Consider the following 15,119-nt stretch of genomic DNA (forward strand, 5'->3'; position numbering starts at 1 on the left):
GTCGGTGAGCAGCACGCAACGCGTGTTGCGAGACGGGGTGGGGTGAAGCCACAACGACGGAGCTTGCTGCTTCACCCCACCCCGCTGCGCGCTATGCACGCAGCGACCCTCCCCCTCCAGGGGAGGGTTAGCTGAGGCCGTTGCATCACCCATCGAAGATGGGTCAAATGCGTCACCGGATTCCGGATGGAATTAAATTCCGGCAGACGGCAAGAACAACACGCAGAACAAAAGCGACGGGAGTGACGCATGGAAGACGGTCTGTTCAAGGGGCTGAAGGTGCTGGACTGCGCGAGTTTCATCGCCGCGCCCGCCGCAGCCACAGTGCTGTCCGACTTCGGCGCCGACGTCATCAAGATCGAACCCCCGGGTGCCGGCGATCCCTATCGCAACCTGCCCAACCTGCCCGGTTATCCCAAGAGCGAACACAACTATGCGTGGATGATGGAGAGCCGGAACAAGAAGAGCCTCGCGCTCGATCTGGCCAAGCCGGAAGGTCAGGCGGTGCTCTACAAATTGATCGCCGAGGCGGATGTGTTCATCACCAATTTCCCGCCGCCGGTGCGCAAGCGCCTGAAAATTGCCTATGAGGATATCGCGCCGCTGAACGAGAAGCTGATCTATGCCTGCTTCACCGGCTATGGCGACAAGGGCGCGGAAGCCGACAAGCCCGGCTTCGACTCCACCGCTTGGTGGGCACGCTCCGGCATGATGGATCTCGTGCGCGCCGACGAGGACACCACGCCCGCGCGTTCGATCGCCGGCATGGGCGACCACCCCTGCGCCATGGCGCTCTACGGCGCCATCGTCACCGCGCTCTACAAGCGCGAGAAGACCGGCAAAGGCTGCCAGGTGAAGTCGAACCTGATGGCCAATGGCGTATGGTCGTCGAGCGTGCTGGCGCAGGCCAAGCTGGTGGGCGCCAAGTTCGAGAAGCGCCGCTCGCGCGAGGAAGCGCTCAACGCCGTCACCAATCACTACAGGTGCCGCGACGGCCGCTGGATCATGCTGTCGCTGCTCGCCGAGGAGCGGCAATGGCCGGCTTTCACCAAATGCCTCGGCCGCGAGGACCTGCGCGACGATCCGCGCTTCGCAACCAAACCTGATCGCCATGCGCGCTCGGTCGAGCTGATCAATATCCTCGACGAGGTGTTCGCGACCCGCGACCTCGCCGACTGGCGCGAGCGACTCGACGGCAATGGCCTCGTGTTCGGCTTCGTCGGCATCCTCGACGATATTCCGAACGATCAACAGATGAAGGACAACGATGTGCTGATCCCGTTCGAGGGAACCGACATCCTCACCATCAACAGCCCGATCTGGATCGGCGGCGAGACCAAACGCAGCCCGCATCTGCCGCCGTCCATCGGCCAACACAGCGACGAGATCCTGCGCGCTGCGGGCTTCAATGATGCCGATATCGCGCGGTTGCGCGCTTCCGGCACGGTAGCATAGTCGCGCAAGCCGCGGGTTACGCAGCCCGCGCGAAAGAGTTTCAAATTGCGATGCAGCCCGTGATCACGAAGTGGTCACGAGCCGACCTGAAACCGCCTCTCCCAAAACGCGTAGCTGATCTCGTTAGCGCGACAGGCCGTGGACATGCCCTGCCCTTGTCGCCGGCAACGAGATCACGACGTCTGCGGATTCCCCGCCGGCGACGCTACTATCAACCGGGAGACGACCATGTCCAAGAAGCGCATTGCACTGCTGTCATTTGCCGCCTTCAGCACGCTGATGATTTCGGCGAGCTTCCTTGAGCCTGCTGCTGCCAAGATGATGAAGGGCGAGAACACCGTCATGGTAGGCGGCGCCGCGATGTATCCATCGAAGAACATCGTCGAGAACGCGGTGAATTCGAAGGATCACACCACGCTGGTCGCCGCCGTGAAGGCCGCCGGCCTCGTCGATACGCTGGCCAGCCCCGGCCCGTTTACCGTCTTCGCGCCGACCAATGCCGCATTCGGCAAACTGCCGAAGGGCACGGTCAATACGCTGGTGCAGCCCGAGAACAAGATGACCCTCACCAAGATCCTGACCTATCATGTGGTGGCCGGACGGCTCTCGGCGGCCGACCTCACCGATGGCAAGAAGCTGACGACTGTTGAAGGCGAACAACTCACCATCAAGCGTTCGGGCGGCAAGGTCATGATCATCGATGCCAAGGGCGGTACCTCCACCGTGACGATCCCGAACGTCAACCAGTCGAACGGCGTGATCCACGTCGTCAACACCGTGCTGATGCCGGGCTGATCGTTCCAACGCACAGTCCGAATTGACGCATCTCGCCTCTCCCTGTCCGCAGGGAGAGGCATATTTTTCGACTAGCGCGCCAGCAGCCATCCGAAGAAGCCGAGCCCGAGCAGGACGGCCAAACCGATCGCCCAGACGCTGACGCGGATGCTGCTTGTCGTCTGCTGTTTGCTCTCGTTCTCGGCGATCGCGATGTCGCGTTCCTTGATCTCTTTGTCGGTCTCGTTCATCGCGTCCTCATTTCATTTCACGAAACACATGCCGATTGCAGACGACGCATCCGCGCCAACCTGCTGACAGGCGAGACCTTCGGCACAAGTCCAGGACGCGAAGCTCTTGTCCGCGACGCCCTTCTGCTTCGGTCGATAACATGTCGCACCCCAGCCATCGAGGAGAGGCGATCCCGCGAGTTCATTGTTACCACGCATCTGCGGGCGATCGGAGAAGCCGCGCGAAAAATCCGGCGCCTTTCCATCGCGTATCGCCATGACGATATCGCGACGGCGGGGCTGGTCACCGATGAAATGCGGCGATGTCGGAACCGTTCCCTGCGATTGCTCTGCCAGCGTATCCGCACCAGGAAAGTGAAACCCGCCGATGCCGCGAATCTGGTGGCAGCCGCCGCAGGTGATGTCGTTCAGCCGGCGAGCAAAGCCGGCCGGTGAGCGGATGTTCTCGAGCGCGCCGCCCTGCGATATGGCTCGTTCCAGCGCGTTCACGACGTCGCGCTCGCTGAACACGCCCTTCCCCTCGCTGTCTATCAGCCCGAACTCCGGCTGCAGGGCCGACGGTGCAAAGCCGACCGGTGTCGATGACAGCGACGAGGTGGCAAGGAATTTCTCGGGGATCAAAACCGTACCACGATCAAAGGCTCGCAGATTGTTCGGCGCGAGCAGCCAGTCGCGAAACGCGTGACCGAGCGCGGCGTCAGCCAGCAACCGGTCACGGTCGATCTGGTTCTCCATGGGTGCTGCGCGAAACTGCTTCGCGGTGGCATCGAAGCGAAACACCTTCTGCAAATAGTCGGTGCGGAATTCCTGCGTATCGGACTTCGGTCGATGCGCGATCTGCAGATTGGTCTCGATGCGATCGATCTGCGCGGCTGTGATTGTCGCAAGCGGGCCATCCGGTTTCAGCAAGCGATCCGCGCGTGCTGCGCCAGTCTCGCTGAACGACGCAGAATCGAGCCAGCGTCCGGCGAGATCCGCGCATGTCACCGACGCATCGTGCGGGTCCTTCGCACGAAGCACAAGATTGAGCGTCATCGGCAGGCGCGGCGGCGTTATGCCAGCGGCCGTGCGCGTGAGGCGATAGATCAGCCTGATCTCACCGCAGGTATCCGGCGCGACATAGGCCCGGTCCATACGATTGACGATCCCGGCGAGCACGAAGCGCGCATCGGGCGATGTCAGCATCGCCTGGTCGAACAGTTGCACATCGTGGCCGGGGCCGACTCCGATCCTCACACGCGGCTGATGCTTTTGATGATCGGCGAGATAGCGCGCAAAGGCATCATCCAGCGCGGCGCGGATTTGTGTCATCGCAGGCAGAGCAAACAGCGCGTCGTTGGGGATCGGCGTTGTCCGCGCGGGATCGAGCAGCTGCGCAAGGCCGAATCCGCGTGTCTCAAGTGCCCGCAACACACCGGGATCGGTGACGGCGAGACTATTGCCCTCATCCGCCCGCGCGACGGGAGCCACGAGGCAGAGCAGCACGGCAATGAAGCTCAGGCGAAGTCGCACGGCGCAATCCCAGACGTCACGTCGGGAGGCTAGCCCAAAAGAAAGGCCGCTGCACCAGCAGCGGCCTGAACGCAGTCATCACAGGAAGAGCGGATCAGCGGGCAACGATCAGGCCGCGGCTCGTGACCACCGTCCAGCGACCATCCTGCTTGCGGATCGCATCGACGCGGCCGAGACCCGGAACCGGATCGCCGGCATAGACTTCGAAGATTCCGGCACGGCCCTCGATAGTGGCGCCGCCGCCGGCGATGTCGATGATGCGCCAGCCTTCGACCATGGGCAGGCGCGCAACTTCGGGCTTCGGTGTCGGGGTCGGCACCGGGGCGTTGATCGAACCTGTCACTTCCTTGGCCGGTGCCGAGGCAACCGGTGCAGGGGCCGGCGCGGGCGCAGCAGCAGGCGGCGGCGTGGTGCGCAGCTTTTCGACGGTCTCGCTCAGCTTGGCGAGTTTCGCGGCCGGTTCAGCCTGCGCCTTCTCGAGCTTGTCGAGACGCTCGGCAGACTTCGCGCGCGCCGCAATGGACTGCTTGGCGTTGCGGTCGACCTCGGCCTTGAGCGCCGAGAGTTCGCCGTCGAGACGGGCAATGTGTTCTTCCAGTGCCTGGTTGGTCGACTTGGTGTCGTCGGCGGCAAACAGCTTGCCGAGGCCCGACATGGCCACCGAACCGCCGACTGCGCCGACGGTGATACCCAGCGCGATCATCGCGGCAATCGCCATCATCCGGCTGCGGCCAGCCTTCTCTGCCGACTCAATCTTCGGCTCGGAATTGACGAAGTCTTCCCAGGAGCGCTCGCGCGCCGCATGCTCACGGGACGCGCCCTCATGCGGGCCGCTGTCGCGGGAGGGAGCCATGATGGTGATCCGGCCAGGCGCACCGAGCTTCGGCGCTTCCCTCTTTGGCATCTGAGCACGGCGCTCGTCGCCCTGCTCCGGTGCGAGCTTCGGCGACTCCACGTGGATCTCAGCATCGTGGGAACCGGCCGCCGCCGCCACGCCGGTGTCGACGTGATCGCCGCTGACGTCTGGGGTGGAATCGGCCTTGTGCTCGCTCACGATCAAATTCTCCGGAATAGATGAACACTTTGGTAACTTTCATTGCTTGCCAAATCCTTACCGGGTGCTGTGCTTACGAAAATTTCACCTCTTGTCCGGCGATGGGAACCGTTGCTTGACGCGCACGCGCCCCGCCCGCACAACACCAGCAAACAGAACAATCGGGGAAATGCCATGAAGCTCTACGATTCCATCGGACCGAATCCGCGCGTGGTCCGCATGTTCATGGCCGAGAAGGGCATCAGCCTCCCCGTCCAGACCGTCGATCTTGCTGGTGGCGAGAACCGCGAACCCGCGCATCTGGCGCGCAATCCGCATGGGCAGATGCCGACGCTCGAACTCGACGATGGCGCCTATGTGTCGGAGACGGTGGCGATCTGCGAATATGTCGAGGAGACGCATCCGACGCCGCCGCTGATCGGCACTACGCCCGAACAGCGCGCGGAGGCACGGATGTGGCGCCAGCGCGTCGATCTCAATATCTGCCAGCACATCGCCAATGGCTATCGCTTTTCGGAGGGGTTGAAGCGCTTCGAGACGCGCATCGTCTGCGTACCCGAAGGCGCGCCGGGCCTGAAGACAATCGCCATCGACCGGCTGCGCTGGCTCGACGGACAGATGGCCGGCAAGACCTTCATCTGCGGCGAGCGGTTCACGATGGCCGACATCGTGCTGTTTTGCTGGCTCGATTTTGCTGACAAGGTGAAGCAGCCGTGGGATCGCGAAAATGCGAAGGTCGCGGCGTGGTTCGAGCGCGTCGGCGCGCGGGAGTCAGCGAAAGCGTGAGCGGAGGTCAATGGCCTCTCCACGTCATTGCGAGGAGCGAAGCGACCCGGCAATCCAGAAGGCCACAAGCGAAGACTGGATTGCTTCGCTACGCTCGCAATGACGGCTGAGGGAGCAGCGCGCTACAGCACCACCGGCGCATCCGGCAGCTCGTTCACCGAGCCGGCATCACGTGGGAAATGCGTCACCAGATGCTGCGTCACCGCGTCGATACCCTTGATCACGCCGCGCTCGAAATGCCCGGCGCGAAACTCCGCTTCCATCATCTGGCAGATCGCTTCCCAGCCGGGTTTGCCGACGCGGGCATCGATGCCGCGGTCAACCACGATCTCGACGTCGCGATCGGCGAGCAGCAGATAGATCAGCACGCCGTTGTTATGCGCGGTGTCCCAGACGCGCAGTTGCGCGAACACATCGATGGCGCGTTCGCGCGCGGATTGATTGCGGAACAGCGGCGCACCGTCGAGCGCGCCCTCGACCACGAAGCGGATCTGTCCGGCATGGCTGGCTTCGGAGGCCTTGATGGCCTGCTCGATCCTTGCCAGCGATTCCGGCGGGAACGCCTTGCGGACCCGCGAGCGATTGCCGAGCAGATGGTTGCCGATGCGTTTCAGGCTCATCACCAACTCCCCGAAGCGCCGCCGCCACCGAAACTGCCACCGCCTCCACTGAAGCCGCCGCTGCTCGATGAACTCCCTGACGACCAGGAACCACCGCCGCCCCCGATATAGCCACCACCGCGGCGTCCGCCGTCTCCGCCGCCCGACATGAGGGCCTCGCTGATCAGCGTAAAGAAAAACGCGACCGCGCCGAGAATGCCGCCGAACAGCAGGCTGCCGGCGACCAACCAGACCACCGCGGTGACGAGCCCGCCGGTCGCCAGCGAGCCGAACAGCCGGCCGAAAATGTTGCGCAGGATGCTGCCGAAGATCAGAACGCCGAACAGCAGGAACGGCGCATATTCCACGATCTGATCGAGGGCATTCGAATTGCCCTTCCATTCATCCGGCGCCGGCAGCGGCTCGCCGTCGACCACCTTGATGATCTGGTTGACACCCGCCGAGATGCCACCGGCAAAATCGCCGGTCTTGAAGCGCGGTGTGATGATCTCGTCCATGATCCGTTTCGTGGTCACGTCGGTCAGTGCGCCTTCAAGGCCGTAGCCGACTTCGATGCGCAGCTTGCGATCGTCCTTGGCGACCAGCAGGATCGCGCCGTCATCGACTTTCTTGCGGCCGATCTTCCAGGCTTCAGCAACGCGGATGGAGTATTGCGCGATGGCTTCCGGCGCCGTGGTGGGCACGATCAGCACCACGATCTGGCTGCCCTTGCGCGACTCGAAATCACGCAGCGTGCTGTCGAGGGACGCCTGTTCGCTCTGGCTCAGCGTCGCGGTCTGGTCGACCACGCGCCCCGTCAGAGCCGGCACAGCCACATCGGCCAGAGCGACGGCGCTCCAGCACATCAGTAATGCCAGCAGACAGGCTTTGATCGCCTTCATCGGATCGGCCTGATCGGCACCGGCCTATTTCGCTGGCGCCGGCGTCGGGTTGAAGTCGACCTTCGGCGCGGTCGAGATTTCGCTCTCATTGGCGACCGAGAAATTCGCCTTCTCCTTGTAGCCGAACATCATCGCGGTGAGATTGTTCGGGAAGGTGCGTACGCCGACGTTATAATCCTGCACCGACTTGATGTAGCGGTTGCGCGCCACGGTGATGCGGTTCTCGGTGCCCTCGAGCTGCGACATCAGATCCTTGAACAGCGCGTCCGACTTGAGTTGCGGATAGTTCTCGGTGACTACGAGCAATCGCGACAGCGCGCTGGAGAGTTCGCCTTGCGCGGCCTGGAATTTCTGCAGCGCAGCGGGATCGTTGACCACATCAGGCGTCGCCTGCACCGAGCCGACCTTGGCGCGTGCATTTGTGACGCCCAGAAGAACGTCCTTCTCCTGTTGCGCGAAACCCTTCACGGAATTCACGAGATTCGGCACGAGGTCCGCGCGGCGCTGATACTGGTTGACCACCTCCGACCAGGCCGACTTGACCTGCTCGTCATTGGTCTGAATCGCGTTGTAACCGCAATTGGTCAGGCTGAGGGTGGCCAGTGCTGCCAGCACGGTCAAAAACTTGCGCATGAAATTCTCCTGTGACGCGGCTCAAATGGCTCGACCGCTTCTAACACAGGCAAACGACGAAAGCCGCCACAAGTTCATCGCGAATGCTGCAATGCCCATACGGGTTTATGTTTGCATGCCCGGCATTCGTTGTTAGCCTTGCCGCAACCATCGGCCCACAGAAGCCGAGGACATTTGGGGAGGTTTCCATGACGGACGTGCTGAACACGTTTCCGACCGTTGGCGCGCAGACCCTGCGGGCCCTGGCGCGCTATCCGGACCGCATCGCTTTCAGCTGGCCCGGCGGCACCATCACCTATCGCGGCACCACGGACCTGATCGCGCGGCTGCAGAATGTGTTCATGAACCTCGGCGCACAGCCCGGCACGAAAGTGGCGTTGCTGACCGCGAACCGCGCCGACACCTGGTGCGCCGGCGTCGCCGCGCAACTGTCGCGTTTCGCAATCTCCTGGCTGCATCCGCTGGGCTCGATGCAGGATCAGATCGACCAGATCGAGGATGCCGAAGCAACGATCCTGATCATTGACGCCGACAATTTCCTGCAACGCGGCGGCGAGCTCGCCTCGCGCGCGCAAGGCCTGCAGCATGTGTTTACGCTGGGCCGTGCAGACTACGGCATCGATCTGCTGAAAGTCGTCGGCTCAGGCGGCAGCGCCACCGCGCGGGACTTTGCACAGGTCGATGACATCGCCGTGCTGAACTACACCGGCGGCACCACCGGAAAATCCAAGGGCGCGCTGCGCCGGCATCGCGAAGTGTCGGGCTTTGCCAGCGCCATCCTGTCCGACTTCGAGATCCCGGACACGCCGAGCTATCTCACGGTTGCGCCGATCAGCCATGTCGCCGGCACCAAGGTGCTGCCGACGCTGATGCGCGGCGGCACGGTACATATGCTGAAGGGGTTCGATCCCGAAGCGGTGCTCAAGACCATCGAACGCGAGCGCATCAATTTCACGCTGTTCGTGCCGACCATGATCTACGTGCTGCTCGATCATCCGACGCTGTCAAAGACCGATCTATCGTCGCTCGATCTGGTGCTTTACGGCGCATCGCCGATGTCACCGAGCCGGCTGGTGGAAGGCATCGAGCGGATCGGTCCGGTGTTCTCGCAACTTTATGGACAGACCGAATGCTATCCGGTCTCGGTACTGCGCAAGACGGATCATGATCCGAAGAAGCCCGAACTGTTTTTGTCCTGCGGTTTTCCGATCGCGGTCTGCGATGTCCGCATTCTCGACGATGACGATCAGGAGGTCTCGCCCGGTGAGGCCGGCGAAATCTGCGTGCGTGCGCCGCATGTGATGAAGGAATACTGGAAGCGGCCGGAGCAGACGGCCGAAACGCTCAAGAACGGCTGGCTGCACACTGGCGACATCGCCCGCGCCGACGAGCGCGGCTACATGTTCATCCTCGACCGCAAGAAGGACATGATCGTCTCCGGCGGCTTCAACATCTTCCCGCGCGAGATCGAGGATGTGTTGACCACCCATGCCGATGTCGCCATGTGCGCTGTGGTCGGCGTGCCCGACGACAAATGGGGCGAGGCTGTCACCGCCATCGTGGTCGCGCGTGGCGGTGCGAAGCCGGATGCCAACGAACTGATCAATCTGGTGAAGACCCGCAAGGGTTCGGCCCATGCGCCGAAGCACATCAAGTTCGTCAGTGAACTGCCAATGACCGGCGTCGGTAAAATCGACAAGAAGGCGCTGCGCGCGAGCTTCTGGGTCGGGCGCGAGCGGATGGTGGGGTAAGGGCTTAGCACTAACGCCGTCATTCCGGGGCGCGTGTGCATCTTGCGCACGCGAACCCGGAATCTCGACATGGCTGAACACTTCGGGATTCCGGGTTCGCCTGCCAGCGGCTTCGCCGCTGACCTGCGCCCCGGAATGACCGTGGAGGGTCACCACCAAGTGACTTGCATGATGATAGTTACTCCCCTATCTTCCTCCCATGGAGCGCAAAAGTTTCGAAAAACTGGAATGCCCGGTTGCCCGCAGCCTTGAGCGCGTCGGCGAGTGGTGGAGCATTCTGATCATGCGCGACGCCATTTACGGCATGACGAGGTTCGACCAGTTCCAGAAGAACCTCAGCATCGCGCCGAACATGCTGACCCGTCGGCTGGCAGTCCTGGTCGAGGCCGGGCTGCTGGAGAAGCGGCTATATTGCGAAAAGCCACCGCGCTACGAATATATCGTGACCCCGCGCGGCCGGGATTTCCGCTCCGTGCTGTGGTCGTTGCAAAGCTGGGGCAACCGTCACTTCGCGCCTGAGGGTGAAAGCGTTGTTCTGATCGACAAGGAGACCGGCGAGACCGCCGATCCCATCCTGGTCGACCGCCGTACCGGAAAACCAATCACCGAAGCCACCCACGCCAATGCGCCCGGCCCTGCCGCCAGCGCACGCGTGCAACGGCGGCTCAGCAAACCGCGCCCGCAGAAGGACGGATCACCATGAAACTGGAAACGCCGCAGGCCATCGTCGCCGCTACGGCCGCGCCCGTCCACGAGATGAACCCGCGGACGCGGATGCTGCTGCAGGCGCCGATCGCTTCCACCCTGGTCAAGCTGGCCTGGCCCAATCTGCTGGTGATGCTGGCGCAGGCTTCCACCGGCCTGATCGAGACCTGGTGGGTGTCGCATCTCGGCAGCGACGCGCTGACCGGCATGGCGGTGGTGTTTCCCGGCTTCATGATGATGCAGATGCTGTCGGCTGGTGCCATGGGCGGCGGCATTTCCTCGGCGATCGCGCGTGCGCTCGGCGCGCGCCGCACCGACGATGCCGAAGCACTGGTGATGCATGCGACCCTTATCAATATCCTGCTCGGCCTGATCGGCTCGGCAATCTTCCTGATCTGGGGCCGTGCGATTTACACGGCGATGGGCGTCAGCGGCGGTGCGCTGGACGCGGCCATGCAATATTCCAACGTGGTGTTCGGCGGCAGCGTTTTAGTTTGGCTGATGAACGGCTTTGCCAGCATCATCCGCGGCACCGGCAATATGCTGGTGCCGTCGCTGTCGATCTGTATCGGCGTGGTGCTGCTGATCCCGCTGTCGCCGCTGCTGATCTTCGGCTGGGGATCGATTCCGGCCCTCGGCATTGCCGGCGGCGGCTGGGCCGTGGTGCTGTCCACCTTCACCGTGGGCGCCGTGCTCGCCGGCTACATTCTCTCGGGCCGCTGCATCGTCCATTTCAAGCTGGCCCGGCTGCGCTGGGATCTCTCAGCCGACATCTTGCGCGTCGGCGCCATCGCTGCGGTGATTTCGCTGCAGACGAGTTTCACGGTGCTGCTGACCACCGCACTGGTCGGCGGCTTCGCTGGCGGCGACGCCGTGGCGGGCTTCGGCACCGGCGTCCGGCTGGAATATCTGATGGTGCCGCTGGCCTTCGGGTTTGGCGGACCGCTGGTCGCCCTGGTCGGCACCAATATCGGCGCCGGACAGGAGCAGCGCGCGCTGCGGGCGGCGCTGATCGGCGGCGGCATGGTGTTCGTGATCACCGAAACCGTCGGCCTGGCGGCCGCGATCTGGCCGGCAGCCTGGCTCGGCCTGTTCGGGTCGGACCCGCAAATGATTGAGACCGGCAGCGCCTATCTGCGCATCGTCGGCCCCGCCTATGGCTTCTTCGGTCTGGGCCTGTCGCTGTATTTCGCCTCGCAGGGCGCCGGTAAAATGCTCTATCCCCTGCTCGCCGGCGTGCTGCGGCTGCTGATCTCGATCGGCGGCGGCTGGCTGGCGCTACGGCTGACGGGATCGCTGACCTGGCTGTTTGCCTGCCTGACATTCGCCTTGGTGGTCTACGGCACCATCATCGTCACGGCGGTGGCGTCCGGCACCTGGTTCAAGACCAAGCCGGTCTGACGGCGATGTAATCGCCTGACAGCGATGTGATCAGCCGAAAGCGGATTTTCCGCTGGGAATAAAGATGTGCATATGCCTCATGCAGTTGCACGCCTGTAGGGGCAAAGCGAACTATCCTAGATAGCGCGGATCGGCAGCCAGTTCGGCCGCACCCAGGAATCCCCAGCTATGGCAGACGGTATCGTGGCACAGGCTCCCCAGCCGACGGAAGGGCTGACGCCGAGCCAACAGCGTTGGGCGCGGCTTGCCATCTTTACCGCCCTTGCCATGGCCTCGCTCGATACCGCCATTGCCAATATCGCGTTGCCCTCCATCGCCAGCGACCTGCATGCCACGCCAGCGGACGTGATCTGGGTCGTCAATGTCTACCAGATCGCCATGGTCGCCACGCTGCTGCCATTCGGCGCGCTGGGCGAGATCGTCGGCCATCAGCGCATCTATCTCGGCGGGCTGATCCTGTTCACGATCGCGTCGGTCGCCTGCGCATTCGCGTGGTCGCTGGACACTTTACTGTTCGCGCGGGTGCTGCAGGGCCTCGGCGCCGCCGGCGCCATGAGCGTCAATGCCGCGCTGGTCCGCGTGGTTTATCCCCCAAGCCATTTCGGCCGCGGGCTCGGTCATAACGCCCTCGTCGTTGCGACGGCCTTCACCCTCGGCCCCACCATCGCCTCGGGCATCCTGTCGGTTGCAACCTGGCCCTGGCTGTTCGCGATCAACCTCCCCTTCGGCCTCGCCGCCATTGTCATCAGCCTCAAGACACTGCCGAAGACCACGCGCGCCACCCATCGTTTCGATTTTCTCGGTGCCCTGCTGACCTCGCTCTGCCTTGGCCTGCTGATCCTCGGTATCGACAGCGCCGCCCATCACACCGCGCCGTCCATTGTCGTCGCCGAGCTGGTTGCCGGCCTGTTGTTCGGCTGGCTGCTGCTCCGCCGGCAGGCCGATCACCCTGCGCCCATGCTGCCGATCGACCTGTTTCGCCGCCCATTGTTCGCGCTGTCGGCGGCCACGGCGGTTTGCTCCTTCTCCGTCCAGGGCCTCGCCTTCGTGTCGCTGCCGTTCTATTTCGAAGAAGTTCTGCATCGTTCGGCAGTCGAGACCGGCTTCTTCCTGACGCCCTGGCCGCTGGTCGTCGGCATCATGGCGCCGATCGCCGGCCGGTTGTCGGACCACTATCCCGCCGGGCTTCTTGGCGGTATCGGCATGGCCCTGCTCGGCATCGGCATGGTGCTGCTAGCCACCCTGCCGCCCGACCCGAGCGTCGCCAATATCGTCTGGCGGATGGTGATCTGCGGCGCCGGCTTCGGCTTCTTCCAGGCGCCGAACATGAAGGCGATCATGTCGAGCGCGCCGGCCGGCCGCAGCGGCGGCGCCAGCGGTATCGTGGCCACCGCCCGGCTCACCGGCCAGAGCATGGGCGCGGCACTCGCCGCCTTCTGCTTCGGCCTGTTCGGCCATGGCGGCGCGACCTGGGCGCTGGCGCTCGGCGCCGGCTTTGCCGCGCTCGGCTGCATCATGAGCTTCCTGCGGCTGATCGTCCCGTCGTCACCCAGTCACTGATTTCAGAGATAATTTAGCGAACTCACATTTCTCTTTTGCAATGCCGTATTAAGTGATGTGATATACTGCAGTGCAGAGACAGATATTTTGCAGCGCAAGTAACAAAACTGAGTTCCATTGCCCTTCGGTTCCGTAAGTACCCAAAGACGCTGGACCAGTTTCGTATCCTTGTAGCCGCGGCGGGCACGAGGGCATTTCTTGAGGGTACTGTTCGTCACTCCAGAGATTGACGACTTCATCCGGGTGGGCGGCCTTGCAGCCGTGTCCGCCGCTCTCCCTAGAGCCCTGCGCATCTGGACCGACGTTCGCATCATCCTTCCCGGCTACCGCGACGTCGTCACGCAGTTTCCTGACATCGAGATCGTCGGCGAATGCCCGGCGCTGGCGGAAATGCCCGCCTGCTCGGTCGGTCTGGCTGCGACCAAGGATGGACTGCCGATCTACATCCTGCTCTGCCCGCAGCTCTACGATCGTCCGGGCAATCCCTACGGCGACGCCTGCGGCCGCGACTGGCCGGACAACGACATCCGCTTCGCGCGCTTCGCCTCCGCCGCTGCACTGCTCGCCTCCGGCAAGCTCGACAAGAACTGGTCGGCCGATCTGGTCCACGCCAATGACTGGCAGGCGGCCCTGGTGCCGGCCTATCTCGCCTGGAGCGGGGCGAAGATCCCGACCATCCTGACGATCCACAATCTCGCTTATCAGGGCCTGTTTCCGAAGTCTTCGCTGCGCCGGATCGGTGCACCGGCGGAGTCGTTCCATATCGACGGGCTGGAATTCTACGACAAACTCTCCTTCCTCAAGGGCGGGCTGATCTACTCGTCGCATCTCACCACGGTGAGCGAGACTTACGCGCGCGAGATCACCACGCCGGAACTCGGCTGCGGGCTGGAAGGCCTGCTGACCAAGCGCTCCAACGAGTCGCGGCTGACAGGCATTCTCAACGGCATCGATGAAAGCTGGGATCCGCGCGTCTGCGCGGAGCTCATGAGACCGTTCGGCGCGGGCGACTGGGAAGCCAAACGCGCCAATGCCGACGGGGTACGCCAACAATTTGGGCTCGCACTCTCCCGCGGGCCCATTTTTGGTTTGGTCGCCCGCCTCGTGCATCAGAAGGGCGTCGACCTCGTATTGTCGGCGGCCGACGCCATCGTGTCCGCCGGCGGACAGATCGTCGTCACCGGCCGCGGCGAGACCGAACTCGAAAACGCGCTGATGGACGCGCATCGCCGCCGTCCGGATGCGATCGGCGTCGCCATCGGCTTCAACGACCGCGAGGCACGGCGCATCTTCGCCGGCAGCGACTTCACGCTGATGCCGTCGCGCTTCGAACCCTGTGGCCTGAGCCAGATGTATGCGCAGCGCTTCGGCTCGCTGCCGATCGGCCACCAGACCGGCGGCCTCGCCGAAACCATCGTCGATGGCGAGACCGGCTTCCTGTTCACGCAGCCCTCCACCGAGTCATTTCTGGGCGGCATCCTGCGGGCCTTCGCGACCTATGGCTCGAAGGATCGCCTGAACTCGATGCGCCGCAGCGCCATGTCGAAGTCCTTCAGCTGGAATATCTCGGCCGCCAGCTACAGCGCGCTGTATCGCAAGACGATCGTCGCCGGGGTGTGATACCTGCGAGAGTCTCGAGCTGCGCCGTTGTCTATCGATCCGTCATTGCGAGGAGCGAAGCGACGCGGCAATCCAGTCTTTACCTACTACCAAGGAAGACTGGATTGCTTCGCTAC

The 15,119-nt window shown here is 63.5% G+C and carries 14 protein-coding genes; 8 read left to right on the forward strand and 6 right to left on the reverse strand.

The genetic code is table 11. The features are described from left to right. Positions 1–249 precede the first annotated feature (249 nt). The gene (locus BLW80_RS02770) at positions 250–1,455 is read left to right on the forward strand and encodes a CaiB/BaiF CoA transferase family protein (RefSeq protein WP_093756724.1); all 1,206 of its coding nucleotides are present in this window, start codon (positions 250–252) and stop codon (positions 1,453–1,455) included. Positions 1,456–1,683: 228 nt separating this feature from the next. Beyond that, entirely contained in the window at positions 1,684–2,250 is a 567-nt protein-coding gene (locus BLW80_RS02775; protein WP_093756725.1) for a fasciclin domain-containing protein, read from the forward strand. A gap of 71 nt (positions 2,251–2,321) precedes the next feature. On the opposite strand, the gene BLW80_RS30170 is transcribed toward BLW80_RS02775, so the two are convergent. The 3 genes from BLW80_RS30170 to BLW80_RS02785 form a co-directional block, all read right to left on the reverse strand. Then, positions 2,322–2,480 (reverse strand): hypothetical protein, encoded by a 159-nt coding sequence (locus BLW80_RS30170; RefSeq protein ID WP_170849555.1) that lies wholly within the window; start codon positions 2,478–2,480, stop codon positions 2,322–2,324. A 12-nt stretch (positions 2,481–2,492) separates the two neighbouring features. Beyond that, a complete protein-coding gene (locus BLW80_RS02780; protein ID WP_093756726.1) occupies positions 2,493–3,992 on the reverse strand; it encodes a hypothetical protein in 1,500 nt (499 codons plus the stop codon). A 94-nt stretch (positions 3,993–4,086) separates the two neighbouring features. Further along, complete coding sequence (locus tag BLW80_RS02785; RefSeq protein ID WP_093757317.1) at positions 4,087–5,046, reverse strand: hypothetical protein; 960 nt, start codon at positions 5,044–5,046, stop codon at positions 4,087–4,089. A 174-nt stretch (positions 5,047–5,220) separates the two neighbouring features. On the opposite strand from BLW80_RS02785, the gene BLW80_RS02790 reads away from it, so the two are divergent. Further along, the gene (locus BLW80_RS02790) at positions 5,221–5,832 is read left to right on the forward strand and encodes a glutathione S-transferase family protein (protein ID WP_093756727.1); all 612 of its coding nucleotides are present in this window, start codon (positions 5,221–5,223) and stop codon (positions 5,830–5,832) included. A 122-nt stretch (positions 5,833–5,954) separates the two neighbouring features. Here BLW80_RS02790 and BLW80_RS02795 read toward each other — a convergent pair whose 3' ends face one another. From BLW80_RS02795 to BLW80_RS02805, 3 genes are read right to left on the reverse strand one after another with little or no spacing between them, the layout of a single operon-like run. After that, complete coding sequence (locus BLW80_RS02795; protein ID WP_093756728.1) at positions 5,955–6,452, reverse strand: TPM domain-containing protein; 498 nt, start codon at positions 6,450–6,452, stop codon at positions 5,955–5,957. Further along, the gene (locus BLW80_RS02800; protein ID WP_093756729.1) at positions 6,452–7,333 is read right to left on the reverse strand and encodes a TPM domain-containing protein; all 882 of its coding nucleotides are present in this window, start codon (positions 7,331–7,333) and stop codon (positions 6,452–6,454) included. Before BLW80_RS02800 ends, BLW80_RS02795 begins: the two co-directional genes overlap by 1 nt. A gap of 24 nt (positions 7,334–7,357) precedes the next feature. Then, a complete protein-coding gene (locus tag BLW80_RS02805; RefSeq protein ID WP_089265314.1) occupies positions 7,358–7,966 on the reverse strand; it encodes a LemA family protein in 609 nt (202 codons plus the stop codon). Between the two features lie 188 nt (positions 7,967–8,154). On the opposite strand from BLW80_RS02805, the gene BLW80_RS02810 reads away from it, so the two are divergent. The 5 genes from BLW80_RS02810 to glgA all read left to right on the forward strand — a co-directional run bounded on the left by BLW80_RS02810 (position 8,155) and on the right by glgA (position 15,003). Further along, positions 8,155–9,717, forward strand: coding sequence for an AMP-binding protein (locus tag BLW80_RS02810; RefSeq protein WP_093756730.1), 1,563 nt, complete (start codon positions 8,155–8,157; stop codon positions 9,715–9,717). A gap of 199 nt (positions 9,718–9,916) precedes the next feature. Next, complete coding sequence (locus BLW80_RS02815; protein ID WP_093756731.1) at positions 9,917–10,420, forward strand: helix-turn-helix transcriptional regulator; 504 nt, start codon at positions 9,917–9,919, stop codon at positions 10,418–10,420. Beyond that, on the forward strand, positions 10,417–11,823 hold the full coding sequence (locus tag BLW80_RS02820; RefSeq protein ID WP_244527919.1) for an MATE family efflux transporter: 1,407 nt from the start codon (positions 10,417–10,419) through the stop codon (positions 11,821–11,823). Before BLW80_RS02815 ends, BLW80_RS02820 begins: the two co-directional genes overlap by 4 nt. Positions 11,824–11,991: 168 nt before the next feature. Beyond that, complete coding sequence (locus BLW80_RS02825; RefSeq protein WP_093756732.1) at positions 11,992–13,383, forward strand: MFS transporter; 1,392 nt, start codon at positions 11,992–11,994, stop codon at positions 13,381–13,383. Between the two features lie 198 nt (positions 13,384–13,581). Next, positions 13,582–15,003, forward strand: coding sequence for a glycogen synthase GlgA (gene glgA, locus BLW80_RS02830; RefSeq protein ID WP_093756733.1), 1,422 nt, complete (start codon positions 13,582–13,584; stop codon positions 15,001–15,003). Positions 15,004–15,119: the final 116 nt, after the last annotated feature.

This window comes from Tardiphaga sp. OK245 (genome assembly GCF_900108575.1).
Lineage (GTDB): Bacteria > Pseudomonadota > Alphaproteobacteria > Rhizobiales > Xanthobacteraceae > Tardiphaga > Tardiphaga robiniae.